Below are 17,243 nucleotides of genomic sequence, written 5' to 3'. Positions count from 1 at the left end.
CTTTTAGCCATAAATGAGATCCTTATCACTAGAAAGTTATATAGCCATAGCGTAGCTGGCTGTTTTCGCGCAATGATCGGGAATCTGCTTTGCTTGAGGGGAAAAGAAGAATGACGCACTTTGTTTTAGTGGGCGATGTCGGTGGCACCAATACGCGTTTGGCACTGTGTGATGCCACAACGGGTGAATTATCGCAAACCGAGACCTATTCCGGGTTGGATTTTCCTTCGCTGGAAGGGGCCATTCGTGATTATCTCGATTCGCGGCAGGTCACGGTACAGGATGCCTGTATCGCGATTGCCTGCCCGATTACCGGTGACTGGGTGGCAATGACAAACCACACCTGGGCGTTTTCCATCGCAGAAATGAAAGCGAGTCTGGGCCTGCGCCACTTTGAGGTTATCAACGATTTTACCGCCGTCTCCATGGCGGTGCCGGTGATGACTAACGCGGATTTACTCCAATTTGGCGGCGGGGAGCCTGTGCCAGGCAAACCCATTGCTGTGTATGGTGCAGGCACGGGGTTAGGCGTCGCTCATTTGGTACATGCCGCCAATCAATGGATTAGCCTGCCGGGTGAGGGCGGGCATGTAGATTTCGCGCCGAATAGCGATGAAGAAGACAAAATTCTCTCTGTTTTGCGCCAGTCGCTCGGGCATGTTTCCGCTGAACGCATACTCTCTGGACAGGGGCTGGTAAATATCTACCGTGCTGTGGTGCTGTCTGATGACCGCACGCCGGAGGAATTGGAGCCGAAAGATATTACCGAACGGGCTGTCAACAATACGGATGTGGACTGTCGCCGCGCGCTGTCGCTCTTCTGCGTCATCATGGGACGCTTCGGTGGTAATCTGGCATTAAATTTAGGCACATTTGGTGGCGTGTATATTGCTGGCGGCATTGTTCCGCGCTTTCTTGAGTTCTTTAAAGCTTCCGGTTTTCGGGCGGCGTTTGAAGACAAAGGGCGGTTCAAAGGCTATATGCAGGATATCCCCGTGTACCTGATTACCCATGAACAGCCGGGATTAATGGGGGCGGGGGCGTACCTGCGGCAGGTGCTGGGTAGTGCGCTGTAAGTTTGTTGGCGAGTCGCACGCAATCAGGCAAGCGAGAGCGGTCGCTTTTCCTGATTGCGTCATCGTCGGTTATGCCAGAATACGGGTGCGGATGACATCGGCGATACTCGGCTCTTCATTGCTGCCAATCACCAGATCGGCTCTCGCCTTGATTTCATCGGCGCTGTTGCCCATCGCGACACCCAACCCTACGCCTTCCAGCATACTGATATCATTAAAGTTATCGCCGAATGCCACGACGTCCTTCATGCTGATGCCCTGTTCGCCTAGCCATTGCTGGAGCAGCTTGCCTTTGCTGTTGCCAGTTTGGGCAATATCAACCTGATCCTGCCATGACCACTCGCAGGCGAGTCCGAGCTGCTTTTCCACTTCTGCGGCGAAATGGTTTAGCGTGGGAACATCGGCGTGCGTGGTCGCGAATTTCCAGATAGCGTGGGACGCTTCGGTCTGACGCACCAGATTTTCTACCTGAGCGAAACGAGGACGCTGCTGTTCCGGCAGGTTAGCAGCCCATGCCAGCGTGCGGACTACGTGTCCGGTCGGATACTGGTAATACATATCGTCATCGGCATACATCAGCCCATGAATATCACATTCCTCTAGCAGCGTGATGACATTTTTTGCCTGTTCGACAGAGAGCGGATTGGTGTGCGATGCTTGACCTCGCTGGTAATCATAAACGTAGGTGCCGTTACAGCAGATGGCGGGCGTATCCAACTGCAATCCCTGATAAAAAGGATGGATTGCCGAGTGGTGGCGTCCGGTGACGATCATCACTTTTATGCCTTGCTGACGGGCCAGCGCGAGTGCGCTGAGCGATTCGGGCAGGATTTTTTTCTGTTGATTCAGTAGCGTACCATCAAGATCAAGTGCAATTACTCGGTAGGTCATCGTTGTCTCGCAAATAAAAATGTGGATATCAAATGAGTCTTACGATAAAGGACGCGGCGAAAAATAGACAGACAACAGCGAGATAAAAAATGTCTGAGGTTCATTTGATGATGAAGGATTCAGCGCGGCGGTGGGAAATAAGGCTAAACGTGCGGTTTTACAACACCATTGTCGATTTTCTATGCTTTCAACGGCTTATCATCTATTTTTTAAGCAGTTGACCACAACGCCGCTTTACAATGTGCGGCGTACTGTTTATAGTGCGCGTCATTGCGGAGGAGTGGCCGAGTGGTTGAAGGCACCGGTCTTGAAAACCGGCGACGCGAAAGTGTTCTAGAGTTCGAATCTCTACTCCTCCGCCACATATTCAATAGAATCAATAAGTTATGAGTTTTTTGATTCTCTCCTGCATAAAGTGCAGCATAAAAGCTTCCTTAGCCGGAAGCTTTTTTTGTATCTGGCCTATCTATTTTTCATCTTATTTCTCCCTGATTATCCGCTCATCTCCTCTTGTCCATATCGTCAGCAATTATCAAGGATACCGATAAACCGTTTGCTGAAAAAGTGCTCACGGGCGAGTTTGATCGGCTGTTTAACCTCTACCTGAGCAAAAATGACCACATGATGGATACCAAGGTCGCTGATGCCATGAAGATGAACGAAAAAGAAGAAGAGGAAAAATAGTGGTATCAGCAGTAACGATGATGATTTATTGGTCTTTTCAGATAGTTGTAGGTGGTGTTTTCTAGCACCACCGAACGGAATTGTTAGCCAATCAAAGCCTTAGCTTTTGCTCTGATGAGTTCTAACTCATTAGTAGTCACTTTGCCTTTCTTTGTTGCCTTACAGTTACGCCAGTCTACACAAGTGACCTGATCGGTGAGAGCCACGCTTTCACAGTCTCCAGATAATTCGACTTCGAAGCTATATTCTTTGCGCTGGGTTGTGCATGGGACGCATAAGCACATTCCGGTCAAATTATTATAAGCGAAGGGGCTAAGAACAACAGTGGGGCGATGTCCTCCCTGCTCATGCCCCACTACCGGATCAAAATCTAACCATCTTCTGCTTTACTTATGCCAGTGAAAGCATAACCCCATCAGAAAGATTGCAATGTAGTGATGTTACCCTGCTGCCAATTCATTTCAGACTGACGTAACGCCTTACTGATATCAGCCAGATTATTTGTAGGTAATGTTTTGGGTAACAGGTCGAACCCCACGGTTGAAAGGATCTGACCGTAGGTATTACGCAACTCAGCATACGCTAAATCCTGACGCAGGTTGGCGTTGAGTGCATTAAGCTCACCTTGTATCAGTTGTAACTCACCGATGCCATGTGCCTTGTAGCGGTTTCGTAACTGTTCGACGATCTGACCGTCAAGTTCATGCAGTTCGGTGCTGGTTTTGTACTGTCTCTGGGCTTCACTGAAGTTGGCCCGCGCAATATACAGCTGTGCCATGATCGCCAATGACATGGCTTGGCGTTGTACTTCTGAGACAGATTCGTTTGCTTGTGCCGTTTTGTAGGCGGCTGGGCCAGATATCACGTTAAACAGATTCCAGGTCGCTTTTACCCCTACGTCTACCCAACTGTTGTTGATGAGAAAGGAGTTGCTGTCATAGTGGCCGCCAGCGCTGATCTCAACACCAGGTAACATACGCAGCAGTGACTTGCGGGTTTCCGCCGCATGGATACGTGCTTGATAATCCTGCTCCTTGAGTTCAGGGCGATGGGTCAATGCACTCAGCTCGAGTGTTTTCATGTCCATCGTTAGCTGGGGAACGGCCATTTCCTTACTGTCTGGCAATGCCAGCGTATAAGGTGTATCCAAGGGCATATTCATCAGCGCAGCCAATTCGGTTTTTGCTAATGATAACGCACGACGCTGCTCTTCTAACTGCCGGGTAGCTTCAATCAGCGCTCTGCGGTAGCTCAGCACTTCTACCGGGTCACCAATTTGCTGTGTTGTCATGCGTTCACTGGCTTCTCGCGCTTGATTGACGCGCGCAAGTAAATCATCAATGTGCCCTAACAGTCGTTCAGCGGTGACAGCACGCCAATAGGCTGAGCGTACATCCTGAAGGATAGTGTGTACCACTTTGCGTTTGCGTTCATCGGCAATCCAGCGTTGGTCGGCGCGCTGTTTGGCGGTGACATAGCTCACCCCGAAATCGAGCACATTCCACACCATGGTGAGATCGGCAACGTTACGATCGCGATCTAATGATGTTGATGGTTCCACGGACTCTTTACCGCTAAAGATATTGCGGCTACGGGATTCACTGGCATTGTTACGCCCAACGTAACCGGCAGACATCGCAACACGCGGTAGCATGTCATAGCGTGCCAGCTCCAACTGTTGCTGTGACAGTGCCTGCTCCATGACCTTCAGCCGAGCTTCCAGGTTGTACTTGAGTGCCCTGGCCATGGCATCGTAGAGCGTAATCGATGTGCTTACCGGCTCCTGCTGACTGAACATCACCACTCTGTCTTGCTGGGCTCGCTGAGTGCTTTGTTGCTTCGAAATCGGGTCAGTGGTGACGGCACAGCCGCTGACTGTCACCATGATCAGGCTAAGACTGAACAATTTTCGCCCTTTGGACACGATCCCACCCTGCTTTCTAACCTCGTTTGCTGCTGTCATTATTGTTGTACTCATGAACGTTCTGCCTCAATGCTGTGTTTATCCATATCAAGCAACGCCTGTTCGATAACCGCCAGTCGTTGTAATTTCAAATTGCCAATGCTTTGTAACTGCTGTTCTAAGTTAGGTGCAAATTCCATGGCAGTTGCATCCGGTAGTGATGTCAGTGGGGTGCGACTGTTGTTATCAACGTTAACCCCTTGCCAACTTCCGCGGGAGAACACTTCCATCGGCGTAATCGATGGAAGATTCATGCCAGAGAACACGCCCGATAAGGTAGAATTTCCCCCTAACGCCCCGCCGTTATTAAAGCTGGGGAACGCGCCAAGTGAGCTATCAAATCGGCTTGTCGTCCCCACATCAAGGCTTCTCGGCGCAAACGTATTCGCTATCTGGCCCATGGGCATTGCGCCTGCTTGGGGTTGATTTACAGGAGACTGAAAAAGCGTTGATGTTACCGTTGATGTATTGGTCGTTCTGTTGGCATCAAACCCTGGAAGTGACGCTTGAGAGAATATGCTACCCAGCGTAATGGGGGTATTCTGTGACTGGCCCAAGGTTATCGTCACCGAATTCGTCGGTGACATTATAGGTGTTTGATCATTACTCCCCAGTCTGAATTCAGGATCGCCACCGTTTACGGCAGCAGGGGTAACCGACATGCTGAATGTGGTGCTGGCCGCGGCATTGCTGCCGTCGGTGGCCGTCACCCTAATGCTCAGATTGCCGACATCGCCGTTAGCTGGCGTGCCGGAGAAGGTGCCGGTGGCCGGGTTAAAGCTGAGCCAGCTCGGCAGCGCCGAGCCGTCCGCCAGCGTGGCGCTGAGGGTTAAGGTATCGCCCACATCGGGATCGGTAAACAGGCCGCCCGGCAGGGTGAAATTCAGCGGGCTGTCCTGCGCCACGCTTTGTGGTGCCACGCTGCCGGAAACCACCGGTGCATCATTGATATTGCTGACGGTCAGTGCAAAGGTGTTGCTGGCCGCGGCATTGCTGCCGTCGGTGGCGGTCACCCTGATACTCAGGCTGCCGACATCGCCGTTAGCTGGCGTGCCGGAGAAGGTGCCGGTGGCAGGGTTAAAGCTGAGCCAGCTCGGCAGCGCCGAGCCGTCCGCCAGCGTGGCGCTGAGGGTTAAGGTATCGCCCACATCGGAGTCGGTAAACAGGCCGCCCGGCAGGGTGAAATTCAGCGGGCTGCCCTGCGCCACGCTTTGTGGTGCCACGCTGCCGGAAGCCACCGGTGCATCATTGATATTGTTGACGGTCAGTGCAAAGGTGGCGCTGGCCGCGGCATTGCTGCCGTCGGTGGCGGTCACCCTGATACTCAGGTTGCCGACATCGCCGTTGCTCGGCGTGCCGGAGAAGGTGCCGGTGGCAGGGTTAAAGCTGAGCCAGCTCGGCAGCGCCGAGCCGTCCGCCAGCGTGGCGATGAGGGTTAAGGTATCGCCCACATCGGAGTCGGTAAACAGGCCGCCCGGCAGGGTGAAATTCAGCGGGCTGTCCTGCGCCACGCTTTGTGGTGCCACGCTGCCGGAAACCACCGGTGCATCATTGATATTGCTGACGGTCAGTGCAAAGGTGGTGCTGACCGCGGCATTGCTGCCGTCGGTGGCGGTCACCCTGATACTCAGGCTGCCGACATCGCCGTTAGCTGGCGTGCCGGAGAAGGTGCCGGTGGCCGGGTTAAAGCTGAGCCAGCTCGGCAGCGCCGAGCCGTCCGCCAGCGTGGCGCTGAGGGTTAAGGTATCGCCCACATCGGGATCGGTAAACAGGCCGCCCGGCAGGGTGAAATTCAGCGGGCTGCCCTGCGCCACGCTTTGTGGCGACACGCTGCCGGAAACCACCGGTGCATCATTGATATTGCTGACGGTCAGTGCAAAGGTGGTGCTGACCGCGGCATTGCTGCCGTCGGTGGCGGTCACCCTAATGCTCAGGCTGCCGACATCGCCGTTAGCTGGCGTGCCGGAGAAGGTGCCGGTGGCCGGGTTAAAGCTGAGCCAGCTCGGCAGCGCCGAGCCGTCCGCCAGCGTGGCGCTGAGGGTTAAGGTATCGCCCACATCGGAGTCGGTAAACAGGCCGCCCGGCAGGGTGAAATTCAGCGGGCTGTCCTGCGCCACGCTTTGTGGTGCCACGCTGCCGGAAACCACCGGTGCATCATTGATATTGCTGACGGTCAGTGCAAAGGTGGTGCTGACCGCGGCATTGCTGCCGTCGGTGGCGGTCACCCTGATACTCAGGCTGCCGACATCGCCGTTAGCTGGCGTGCCGGAGAAGGTGCCGGTGGCCGGGTTAAAGCTGAGCCAGCTCGGCAGCGCCGAGCCGTCCGCCAGCGTGGCGCTGAGGGTCAAGGTATCGCCCACATCGGGATCGGTAAACAGGCCGCCCGGCAGGGTGAAATTCAGCGGGCTGTCCTGCGCCACGCTTTGTGGCGACACGCTGCCGGAAGTCACCGGTGCATCATTGATATTGCTGACGGTCAGTGCAAAGGTGGTGCTGGCCGCGGCATTGCTGCCGTCGGTGGCGGTCACCCTAATGCTCAGGTTGCCGACATCGCCGTTAGCTGGCGTGCCGGAGAAGGTGCCGGTGGCCGGGTTAAAGCTGAGCCAGCTCGGCAGCGCCGAGCCGTCCGCCAGCGTGGCGATGAGGGTTAAGGTATCGCCCACATCGGGATCGGTAAACGTGCCTGTCGAAACGCTAAAACTGAGATTATCGTTTTGTGCGATAGTCTGGTCAGCGATCGAGGTGGAGACCACTGGTGGGTTGTTATTGTCATTGACCGCTAACCCAAAGGTCGTGCTAACCGATGCGTTACTGCTGTCCGTTGCTGTTATTCTGATCGTCAGATTACCGATATCGGCGTTAGTCGGTGTCCCTGAGAAGGTTCCGGTAGCGGGATTGAAACTCAGCCAGCTCGGGAGTGCCGAGCCATCTGACTGTGTTGCGCTCAGTGTCAACACCTCGCCATTATCGACATCGACAAAAGTATCCACTGGCACGGTGAAGCTGAAGACGGCGTCTTTGGTTGCACTTTGGCTACTGACTGTACTGTCGATAGTGGGGGCATCATTCACACTGGTGACGACCAATGAGACTTGTGCACTGTTGGTCGAGAATGCGCTGCTGCCGCCAGATGTCGAGGTGTCCGCCAGGCCTTTACTGCCACCAACTGTCGCGCTACCACTGGTTTGATCCCACGCCTTGAAGCTCAGCGTGGTCGTTTCACCATTGGCGCTGTCCGGTACATAACGAAGCTGCGCCGTTGAGCCCAACAGCAGTGCCGATGAGCCAGATACTGTCCCGATACTAAACCAGTTAGCGCCATTATCCGTGGAGTACTGCCAGTCGCCATTCCCTGCCGCGGTAGTAATCGCAATGCCGCCGGACGCCCCGCTATCGACATCGCCATAGCCTGCGCCGCTAAGCAACGACGACACCGTAGTGGCAGACGATGTCACATCCTCCGTCGTTGAGGCCAGGTTTACCGTCACGCCGCTCGATAACGTCGGCGCATCGTTAACCGATGTTACGTTGAGGGTCATTGTCCCTATGTCAGTGGACGATGCTGTACCATCGCTGACTGTCCAGGTAAAAGTGGCATAACCCACGCCGTTGGCATTCGCTGCCGGGCGGAACACTAGCTTCTCGACCTCATCCGCACTGACCAGGGACCCGACGCCGACAATGGAATCACCGAAGCCGCGCACCCCGTCGCTATTGGCATCAATAAACAGCTCATCGGTGGGCGGCGCCGTCAGGATAGTGATGGAGTGCAAGGTATCGCCGCTGTCCACATCGCTAAAGCCAAAATCCGAGGCGCTAAAGGTCTGGACGCTATCCTCATTGAAGGTTTTGCTGATGTTAGTGTCGCTGATGACCGGTGCGTCGTTGACTGCTGTTACATTGAGCGTCGTGGTCCCGATGTCAGTGGACGATGCTGTGCCATCGCTGACCGTCCAGGTAAAGGAGGCATAACCCGCGCCGTTGGCATTCGCCGCCGGGCGGAAGGTCAGTTTGTTGATATTGGTCGCACTGACCACGGCCCCGTCGCCAAGCAACGTATCGCCGACACCGCGTACACCATCACCGTTGGCGTCAATAAACAGTTCACCGACAGTCGGTGCGGTGACGATGGTGATCGATTGCAGGGTGTCACCACTGTCCACATCGCTGAAACCGAAATCTGAGGCACTGAAGGTCTGAGCACTATCCTCATTGAAGGTTTTGCTGACCGATGAGTTACTGATGGTCGGTGCATCGTTAACGGGCGTGATGCTCAGTACCGCCTGATTACTGCCGCTACTGTTGAGCGATCCGTCATTAAAGGTCCAGTTAAGCGTTACGCTGGACGGTGGGTCATTCGAGTCATTGGCATAGGTCAGAGATTGCAGCACGGCATCGACTATCGCCGAGGCGGCATTGCTGTTAAACGTCAGCGTCAGCGTACCGCCTGAATTGGTCGTGACGCTGCCCACGGCAGTACCGTTGTACGTGAAGTTTTGCCCTTGCGTCAGCGACCCCAACAGCCCGCTATTGCCGAAGGTATCGTTACTGCTGGCCCCACCATTGCGGGCGATGGTGATCGACGCGCCGTTATAGTTGCCCTGTCCGCTGTTAAGCGCGCCGAGTTCGGTATCGGCGACGGTGACATTATTATCCATCACCACCGCGCTGCCATTTTCGGTATAGGTGGCGCCGCCGTTCAGGTTGCTGAATACGGGGGCGGTGTTGGACGATGTAGTGACATCGACCTTGGTTGCACTGAGTATCTGGTTGTTGGCGCTGTCTTTTGCCACCACATACACGTCGTAGCTACTTGCACCGTTTAATCCCGTGACACTAAAGGAATAGGTATAAGGTGCGCTGCTGACGACATGGCTGCCGGAACCGACTGCCGTCGCCCCTGACGCATTCTGACCGGCGATAATCTGACTCACGCTGGGAGCTGAAGCCCCGTCAGCGACAATCACGTAATAAATCGTTCCTGCCTCATCCAGACTGGCAGAAAGGTCAAAACCGCTTGCACTGATGTTGGTCGCCGCTGGTGCAATGTCAAATGTCGGTCTGACATCATCGCTTACCGTGACTGAAAAGACTTTTTGATAGGTGTCGGTACCGTCACTCACCTGTATGCGCACAGAATAGGTTCCAGATGTCATCGTGGCGGCGTTGTTCACTTTCAGCGTGCTGCCGGTAATCGAAAACAAGCTGTTGTCGGTACTGCCGGTACCCGATACCAGCGTATAGGTGAAGGAGTTAGAATCGACATCCGTTGCACTGAGCGTGCCGACCGTGCCATTGCTGCCCAATGACTGCCCTATGCTACTTGACGTGAGCGAGATATCCGTTGGGGCATCATTGACGGCATGGATGGTCACTTGACTACTGAGACTGGGCGAAGCCGTATTATTGGTGCTACCGCTATCGGTTAGCTGGTTGAGCGTCACCGTGCGTGAGGTGACGGACGGGTTTTCACTGCTATTACGGTAAGTCATACTCGACAATAGTGTGCTCATACTGGCACCACTCATGGCCGCGCCAGATAACGTCACCGTTGCCGTGTTGCCACTCTTAATGACGCTGGCGGTGCCGTAACCACTGCCCAGAGAGAGGCTATTCCCGTTGGTGAGTGCAACATCCACCCCATTAATGGTCAGGTATTCTGTGCTGTCAGCCACATTGCTGACGGTAAACACCGCACCGCTAAACGTCTGCCCGCTGTCATTGGTGGCGGCCGTCACGCCGGAAAACAGGCTCACGCCAGAGCCATTTTCCGTGTAGGTGGGGTTAGTCACGCTGCCGGTGACCGTGGGCGCGGTATCCGTCGATACATTGACCGATGTGAACGTGAAGACTATTGTCCCATTAGTAAACCCGCCATTCCCTACATCAATATGGATAGTTTTACCGGAAACGGTAGCGGTCACATCGTTGGTGTTTACCCCTGAACTGGAGGTCTTGTTAATACCGGTAAAATGGTCGAGACTGCCGCCCTGAAACACCAGGTCAAACCCGGTGTCCAGCGATGCGCCACTGCTATAAGTAATCGTAATCGTGTTATTCGTCGGGTCGATATCAATAGGATTGCCATTGTTATCAAATTCAACACTGCTACCTACCGACGTCGAGGGATAGTACTCCGTGTTCGTATCATTAGTTGCGGTCACCGTGACCGAAGTGCTATTCACCGACAACAGATTGGTATAACTGCTGATAACCAAATCCTGTACACCAATCTCACCGGTATGAAATTCTGTTACCCAATCACCACCGAGCGCCGATGCCCCTGTCGGGTTGGTTGACGCCGCCACATCTGCCGAGGTTAACTGCGCCAGCAGAGAAGCAAACTGTTGCCCGGACGCCTGCGCCACATCACAACCATATAGCAAGAGATCGCCATCAGTATTCAATGCAGCACCGAGCGTCGCCAGATCATTGGCACGGGCAAGAGCGGTGGCGCTGTTTAGCGTCAGGGTACCGAGTTGCGCGGTTCCCTCACTGCCATGACTGAGTACATGAATGGCATCGTAACCGCTGTGCGTTTGCGCCCATACGGCCATCTGTGTCAAACCATCTTTGCTGCCGTCTAGCAATACGACTTCCATCCCGGCGGGAACGTTGGCAACCAAGGACTGATAACCGGCCACTGAGGTATCGATAAAGACCACTTCTTTATGAACGTTTGCCCCCGCAACTGTCGCAACATCACTGCTATCGGCAGTGGTACTCGTCGTTGAGGTACTGTCAGTTGAAGTACTCTTGGTGGCTGCACTCTGATTGTCGGTACCCTGACCCGCATGACCACTGCTATCAGACTGAGATTCTGTCTCTGTCGAAGTCGTGTTGGCAGTCGTCGTGCTGGCCAGTTGAGTCTCGGTAGTGTGTGTATCGGCCGCCTGCTCGACGGTGGCTGCAATTGCGCCATCAAACAGCATACGGGCTTCCAGCACATAGCCGCAGACGAAAGGATGTGCATCCGTTTCAGAGATGGCGGCTGGTTTGCTAGCCTGCTTTTTAAATAATTGACGCCACAGCATAAAAAACTCCGATAGTTATCGGTAATTAACGACAGGTACATGTAACCGGATTAATCGGTTTATACACACATTTACCGGCTCTAATCATCTGGCAAGGACGTTGGGCAACCTTGCCAGATAGGTAAGACTTAATCTCGTGGTGGATAGAGCCCCAATACAGCAATACACGGCAACAAGGTCAGTGACTGTGGCCGAATATCCACTGGCGCTGCTGCAGGCAGATTAGGCTGCACACTAACAGCTCCGCCGGTCGGCACTTTAAACGTGAAAGCAGGGGTTCCCGCCGAACCCGACACGGTGGTGTCGACAGGTGCTGACGCCGTCACCGAACTCGGTTTCGTCTGTGAGAACAATCCGGTAAAACTGACGTTATAACTTGATAAGCCATTAATCGCTTTGGCCGTCAGGGCACCAAGATAGTTACTGGTTCCTGTCGGTATGGGGGTTGTTGTCGCCGTACCGCTGGCGGTCGTGACAAGCGGTAGTGAGGCTCCCACACTTAAGGTGCTCGGCTGTGCCGGAACAGTAACATCAACTGACGACTCACCCTGTGTAAAGACGGCGGGATGGATATGCGGCGCAATTTGGTTGTTCAATAATGTCACGGAGGCTTTGCCGGCTTTTGCCCCTATATTATTGGAGTCGGCGCTACCAGAACCTTGACCAAGAGGAAAACGTCCACGTAAGTCAGGCACGTTAAACGTTGCTTTGCCATCACCACCGTAGGTGGTGCTTAATAAGGAATAAAGCGCGCTATTTTGCTGAATAGTCAGTGCACGTCCATCCGCCGGAACAAAACCGGAAGGACAAAATTGCGCTGCGGTATAACAGACAGAGCCAATGTATTCTTCCGAACCACAGGCTGAAGCAATCTGGGGCCATAAAATACCGCCAACCATAACTACAGTTATTGATGTTTGGGTAAAAATCTTCTTAGCATGCATCATGGGTATATCTCCTCACCATCGTAAAAGTGTTATCTATGCGATTTATTGGATGATTATTGGTATGACCCCAAAAATGCTGGAGAAATACATAGAATATGAAATAGTTTCAAATTGCAACAAAATATATTTTATCAATCACAATAAAAACATAGTTGAAGCAGGAAAGATTGTCCGCCGGCTGAATAAAATTATTTCCCGAACCATCACACAAACAGCAATTCAGTAAAATTAATCATATGACGCGTTTTATCGTCATTAAAAAATCGCATTAGCCACATCAAAATCCGCTTTCTCGGATCCCGATCGCGGCAATTCGACGCCATACCGCGCCAAGAATGGATTCCGTTTCGCCTTCCAGTATCACACTGCCTCGTAACGGCTGTTGCGGCAGCGGGAACTGCCCCTGCTGAACCGCGAAACGCACACGGTACTGTGCCTGGACGGGCTGAGGGTTATGATCCCTGTCGCGACGCACGGCGATCGGGCCGTGGCGATCGGAGGCCAACATTTCCTGCTGTAACCAAGCAGTGCCGGTGGGGGCAATGTCTTTCAGTTGTACTGCCAGTCGAGGATAAGCAGGATCGTCTGCGATAAAATCACCCTGCATGCCTGTTTTCGCCCGTTTTAGCGTGTCTTCCGGTAAATATCCCTGTACCTTTCCTGCACCTTGTTCAACGATGCGCAGCAAGGGCATATCCGCCGTTAACCATCGACCTTCCGTCATATCACGAGCCACATCTCTCACTTGTCCTGCCTGCAAAGCGGTGATGGATAATCGTTGTCGCTGTGCATCAAGGCCTCGATAACGGGCGAGCGATTCGGCCAATTGGCGATCAATAATCTGCGTTTCACTTGCAGTTTCCTGGCGCACGGCACCGCGTTGTCGCTTTTGCTGCAAGACGGCAATCTGCTGGCGTTCAATATTCATGCGGTAATCCAGATCCGATGACGTCAGTTCCAGTAACACTTCACCGGCTTTTACCTGCTGGCTCTCGGTGACATATAACGCTTTTACCTGGGCGGCAAGGGGGGCATACATGACACTGACGTTTTCTGCTTCCAGTACTGCCGGAATACGAATGCTGCCGTGCCAGGGAAACAGCACCAGCACCAGTATGGCTGCCACAATCAGCCCTGAGCGCAGCAGATTAACGGGATGAGCAATTTTACGCATGGTCCACCAGATATAGGCTTCCTTGACGATGGGGAGCACAATAAACCACCCTATTTCTACCAGCATCAGCACAATGCCAACGACTTTAATAAAAAAGTGATACACCAGCAGCGCGATGCCGAAAAACAGGAAAAAACGCCATATCCATGAGGCATAGCCCCAAAGTAACAATTTACGTTGCATTGCTGGTGACCACGTCTGTGGCGCAGGCTGACCGTAACCAAATAACACTTCACGCAGCCGCCAGCGGCACAACGCATAGGCACGTTCCTGTAAGTTTTCTACTCGCCAGAAGTCACTCAGTAGAAAATAACCGTCAAAACGCATCAGTGGGTTAAGGTTGATAATAAGCGTTGTTACCCATGTGACACCGGAGAGCATAAATGCGACGGTACGGATCGGGCCGTCTGGCAACAGTGACCACGTAAGTAGAGCAATAGAGGCCAGTATCAATTCAGCGAAAATACCTCCTGCGCTGATCAATAAGCGGGCTCGATGATCTTTTTGCTTCCAGGCATCGCTGACATCAGTGTAAAACAGGGGAAAGAGTACGATAAAAGCAACGCCCATATTCTGCACCCGACATCCGGCGCGTTTGGCCATAAAGGCATGCCCCAGTTCATGGATGAATTTGGCGAAGATAAGCGTGATGCCAAAGGTTGCCATCCCCTGTAGGCTGAAAAGATGGGGAAAGGTGTGGGTGTAACGGACCCAGTCGCGGCTGACAAGAAATCCCCCCAGTAGCAGAATCAATGGTAACGTAATGCGTAGAAAGAGAGGGCCAATGCGTTGCAGTACAGGCCAACAACGATTAAGCCATGGGTCCGGTCGCCACAAGGGGATACGAAAAAAAAGGTATTGATGTAGCAGTTTCTTCCACAGGCTGACTCGTGATGCGGCTGCCTTAAATGCATACTTTTTACGTTGTTCTGCATCACTCGCAGCAATCAAGTCATTGTTGCTCAAAAAACGCACGAATGTTTCAAGCTCTTTAGCTTGAAGTTGTAGCCCTGGTTCCTGATTAGCGGCATCAAGTACGCGTTGGGGATAGCGCAGGGACCAGTGCCGCAATAAACGCATTGCTGAGGGGGTGAGCTTGAAATAGCGACCCGTGACCGGATCGACCAAGACCCATTGCGGAGCACCATCCAGTCCTACGGCGGATTCCGTGATAGTCAGATCCGTTCTTAAGGGGGGTAAATATTCACTCATAGCCCTACCGATTGACGTATTGCTGCAAGTGGGCGTCGAAAGAGATAAACAGCCAAATGAACGTATTCACCAGAGACTTTTGCTGTCCCACGTAATCCAATACGCGGCGGGGTGTCCGTAAAGCGAGCATCCAAACGGTAAGCAAGGTTGCCGGTCGGTGTAAGTTCAGACTCATACGCGATACGCTCTAGTACTGCGGCATGTGGTATCAGGGGATCGCTATCCAGAAAGAGAGTAATAGGCGCGTCGGGTTCTAACTGAATAGCGTCACCAACATCCAGCTCGATACGCAGCGATACAGATGATGGGTCGGCAAGCTCCATTAATCGCTCCCCTGTTCGCACGGGCTTACCTGTCCAGCGTTCAGCATCAGCAAATACAGCAATCCCGTCACGTTCTGCACGAATTTCTGTTCGGTTCAGCAATGCATTCGCATAATCCCGTTCAGCTCGCTTTTGTGCTACCTGTGCCGCAAGGAAGTCCAGCCTTGTTTTGGAGTCTGCATCCTGAAAGGCGCGTTGTGAGTTAGCGCGATATTCTGCTTCTGCCACGTTTAATGCCCGTTCGGCAACATCAGCTTGTGCTTTCAGTGTGGTATCGTCAATACGCACCAATACATCACCTTTGCGCACATGTTGATTCGGTTGCACGGTAAATGATTGAATCACTCCATCGAGTGGGGCTGCGACGACTCGCCCATTGAGAGGGATCACTTCTGCTGGCGCCAGTACAGATTGACGTACGGGAATAAAAAGACAGGCGGCGATCAGCACACAGGGTATTGCGAATTTCCACTGCCAACGTGTGCGCTTCCAGGCACGCAGTGGCTCCAGTGCCAACCAGGCGTGGCTATAGGTATGAGTAAGTTGTTCCACCAGTACCTGTTCTGCCTGTTGCCAGGCGGTATCTCTAGCATACCAGATTCCGCCAAACGTGCGACCCTTGCGATCTTTCAGAGGGGCCCACAGCACTTCGGCAGCAGACAATGACTGCCAGTCGTCGCGGCTTTGCTGATCCAGTGATGCGGTGTTAACCACAGTGCACTGTTCATATTGTTGGGTTTGCAGCAATTGTGTAAAAGCGCGCTCAATAAATGCAACAAAAGGTGCATGAGGTGCGGGTTGCGTTACTCCTGTGACTGCCCGAACCGTACCGTTAATCAATAATGCAGCATGACGGAAACCGAACAATGTGTGGCTGTCGTTGACCATACAATAGGCCAACTCTTCCGTGGTATTGGCTGAACGTACCTGACGTTCAATATCTAAAAAACGGGCGAAAATACGTTCGCCAGAAACGGGCTGCGTCGTGCTCACGGCTTCTCCGAGAAATGTGCCGTACCGCTCATGCCAGCTATCAGCGCGGCGTCCTTGGTTTCGATTGTCCCTGTCAGGCTGAGTGTCTGACTACTCTCATCGATACGCGCACCCAACCGTGAGACACTGGCTCGCAGAGGTTTACCCGTTTCATCTGGTGTAAACGTAAACGGCAGGCCGGGTTTGATAACAGACAGCCAGCGAGAGGAAACAAGTAACGTGATTTCAAGATGATGGTTATTGACAATATCTACTATCGGGGTGCCAAGGCCAACACTTTCATAGGCTTGAGCACGACGTTTGACAACTTGTCCGTCAAAGGGAGCGACAAGGCGACAGCGATTAACCTGAATCTGATAAACTTGACTTTCTGCCTGTGCCTGTGAAAAACGCGCGGCAGAGAGTGCGACAACGTGTTTTCCCACCGATTTCATTTGCGCCAGTTGTTGATTTTGGCTTAGCTCGGCTTCTGCAGCCCGCATGGCGGATTGTGATGCCGCTAGTTGTGCCTGATAAATCGAGCAATCAAAGCGCACCAATAGGTCGCCTTTCTTGAATGACTCCCCTTCTTTAAACGGTAATTCGATGATTCGTCCTGCCAGATCGCTGGAAAGTGTCGCTTGTGCCACCGCCGTGAGTATCCCACGAGCTTGATTGTCTGAGGCGGTGAGTGAGGACGGGATCTGGGAAGGTGGCGCTAATAATGGGTCGTCAGCGTGTGCATTAACCGTAAATAGAAAAAATGTCAGCAGTTTTACGGCATGTTGCAATGCTGAGTTGTTGGAATTACCCACATTAGCCTACCTTTGCGTTTGCGTTGTGGACGATCTGCATTCAGAGAAGGCACCCGTCACTAAAGAATGCTACTGATGTTGTCGGTTATTCTGGTACAGAATGGTCCCGATTGACAACATCAACGATGAGATTATTGATACAATCCATGAGC

General features: G+C 53.0%; 10 protein-coding genes and 1 tRNA gene. 3 read left to right on the top strand and 8 right to left on the bottom strand.

The features are described 5' to 3' along the window. Nucleotides 1-110 precede the first annotated feature (110 nt). Complete coding sequence (glk, locus tag IG609_RS13810; protein WP_193398851.1) at nt 111-1,076, top strand: glucokinase; 966 nt, start codon at nt 111-113, stop codon at nt 1,074-1,076. A gap of 69 nt (nt 1,077-1,145) precedes the next feature. On the opposite strand, the gene IG609_RS13805 is transcribed toward glk, so the two are convergent. Beyond that, nucleotides 1,146-1,967 (bottom strand): pyridoxal phosphatase, encoded by an 822-nt coding sequence (locus IG609_RS13805; protein ID WP_116162728.1) that lies wholly within the window; start codon nt 1,965-1,967, stop codon nt 1,146-1,148. A 274-nt stretch (nt 1,968-2,241) separates the two neighbouring features. Between IG609_RS13805 and IG609_RS13800 the strand changes: the two genes are divergently transcribed. Together IG609_RS13800 and IG609_RS13795 are read left to right on the top strand one after the other, a co-directional pair. Next, nucleotides 2,242-2,329, top strand: a tRNA-Ser gene (locus IG609_RS13800). Between the two features lie 148 nt (nt 2,330-2,477). Next, entirely contained in the window at nt 2,478-2,651 is a 174-nt protein-coding gene (locus tag IG609_RS13795; protein WP_189644257.1) for a hypothetical protein, read from the top strand. An 83-nt stretch (nt 2,652-2,734) separates the two neighbouring features. Here IG609_RS13795 and mazF read toward each other — a convergent pair whose 3' ends face one another. From mazF to IG609_RS13760, 7 genes are all read right to left on the bottom strand, one after another. Then, nucleotides 2,735-3,007 (bottom strand): endoribonuclease MazF, encoded by a 273-nt coding sequence (mazF, locus tag IG609_RS13790; protein WP_193398852.1) that lies wholly within the window; start codon nt 3,005-3,007, stop codon nt 2,735-2,737. A 59-nt stretch (nt 3,008-3,066) separates the two neighbouring features. Further along, on the bottom strand, nt 3,067-4,575 hold the full coding sequence (locus tag IG609_RS13785; protein WP_193398856.1) for a TolC family protein: 1,509 nt from the start codon (nt 4,573-4,575) through the stop codon (nt 3,067-3,069). A 50-nt stretch (nt 4,576-4,625) separates the two neighbouring features. Then, the gene (locus tag IG609_RS13780) at nt 4,626-11,648 is read right to left on the bottom strand and encodes a putative Ig domain-containing protein (protein WP_250127217.1); all 7,023 of its coding nucleotides are present in this window, start codon (nt 11,646-11,648) and stop codon (nt 4,626-4,628) included. A gap of 128 nt (nt 11,649-11,776) precedes the next feature. Continuing rightward, nucleotides 11,777-12,595 (bottom strand): phage tail protein, encoded by an 819-nt coding sequence (locus IG609_RS13775; protein ID WP_193399323.1) that lies wholly within the window; start codon nt 12,593-12,595, stop codon nt 11,777-11,779. Nucleotides 12,596-12,872: 277 nt separating this feature from the next. After that, the gene (locus IG609_RS13770; RefSeq protein ID WP_193401221.1) at nt 12,873-14,981 is read right to left on the bottom strand and encodes a site-2 protease family protein; all 2,109 of its coding nucleotides are present in this window, start codon (nt 14,979-14,981) and stop codon (nt 12,873-12,875) included. Next, nucleotides 14,978-16,297, bottom strand: a complete 1,320-nt coding sequence (locus tag IG609_RS13765) for an efflux RND transporter periplasmic adaptor subunit (RefSeq protein WP_193401219.1) — start codon at nt 16,295-16,297, stop codon at nt 14,978-14,980. Before IG609_RS13765 ends, IG609_RS13770 begins: the two co-directional genes overlap by 4 nt. Beyond that, complete coding sequence (locus IG609_RS13760) at nt 16,294-17,091, bottom strand: efflux RND transporter periplasmic adaptor subunit (protein ID WP_193399326.1); 798 nt, start codon at nt 17,089-17,091, stop codon at nt 16,294-16,296. The genes IG609_RS13765 and IG609_RS13760 overlap by 4 nt, the downstream gene beginning before the upstream one ends. Nucleotides 17,092-17,243: the final 152 nt, after the last annotated feature.

Source organism: Pectobacterium quasiaquaticum (genome assembly GCF_014946775.2).
Lineage (GTDB): Bacteria > Pseudomonadota > Gammaproteobacteria > Enterobacterales > Enterobacteriaceae > Pectobacterium > Pectobacterium aquaticum.
Note: the sequence above shows the minus strand (reverse complement) of the source record. Positions and strands in the feature narration are given on the sequence as shown.

Coding starts and splice junctions, on each gene's coding strand:
- IG609_RS13775 (WP_193399323.1), bottom strand. CDS start 12,595: ATGATGCATGCTAAGAAGATTTTTACCCAAACATCAATAACTGTAGTT.
- IG609_RS13770 (WP_193401221.1), bottom strand. CDS start 14,981: ATGAGTGAATATTTACCCCCCTTAAGAACGGATCTGACTATCACGGAA.
- IG609_RS13780 (WP_250127217.1), bottom strand. CDS start 11,648: ATGCTGTGGCGTCAATTATTTAAAAAGCAGGCTAGCAAACCAGCCGCC.
- glk (WP_193398851.1), top strand. CDS start 111: ATGACGCACTTTGTTTTAGTGGGCGATGTCGGTGGCACCAATACGCGT.
- IG609_RS13805 (WP_116162728.1), bottom strand. CDS start 1,967: ATGACCTACCGAGTAATTGCACTTGATCTTGATGGTACGCTACTGAAT.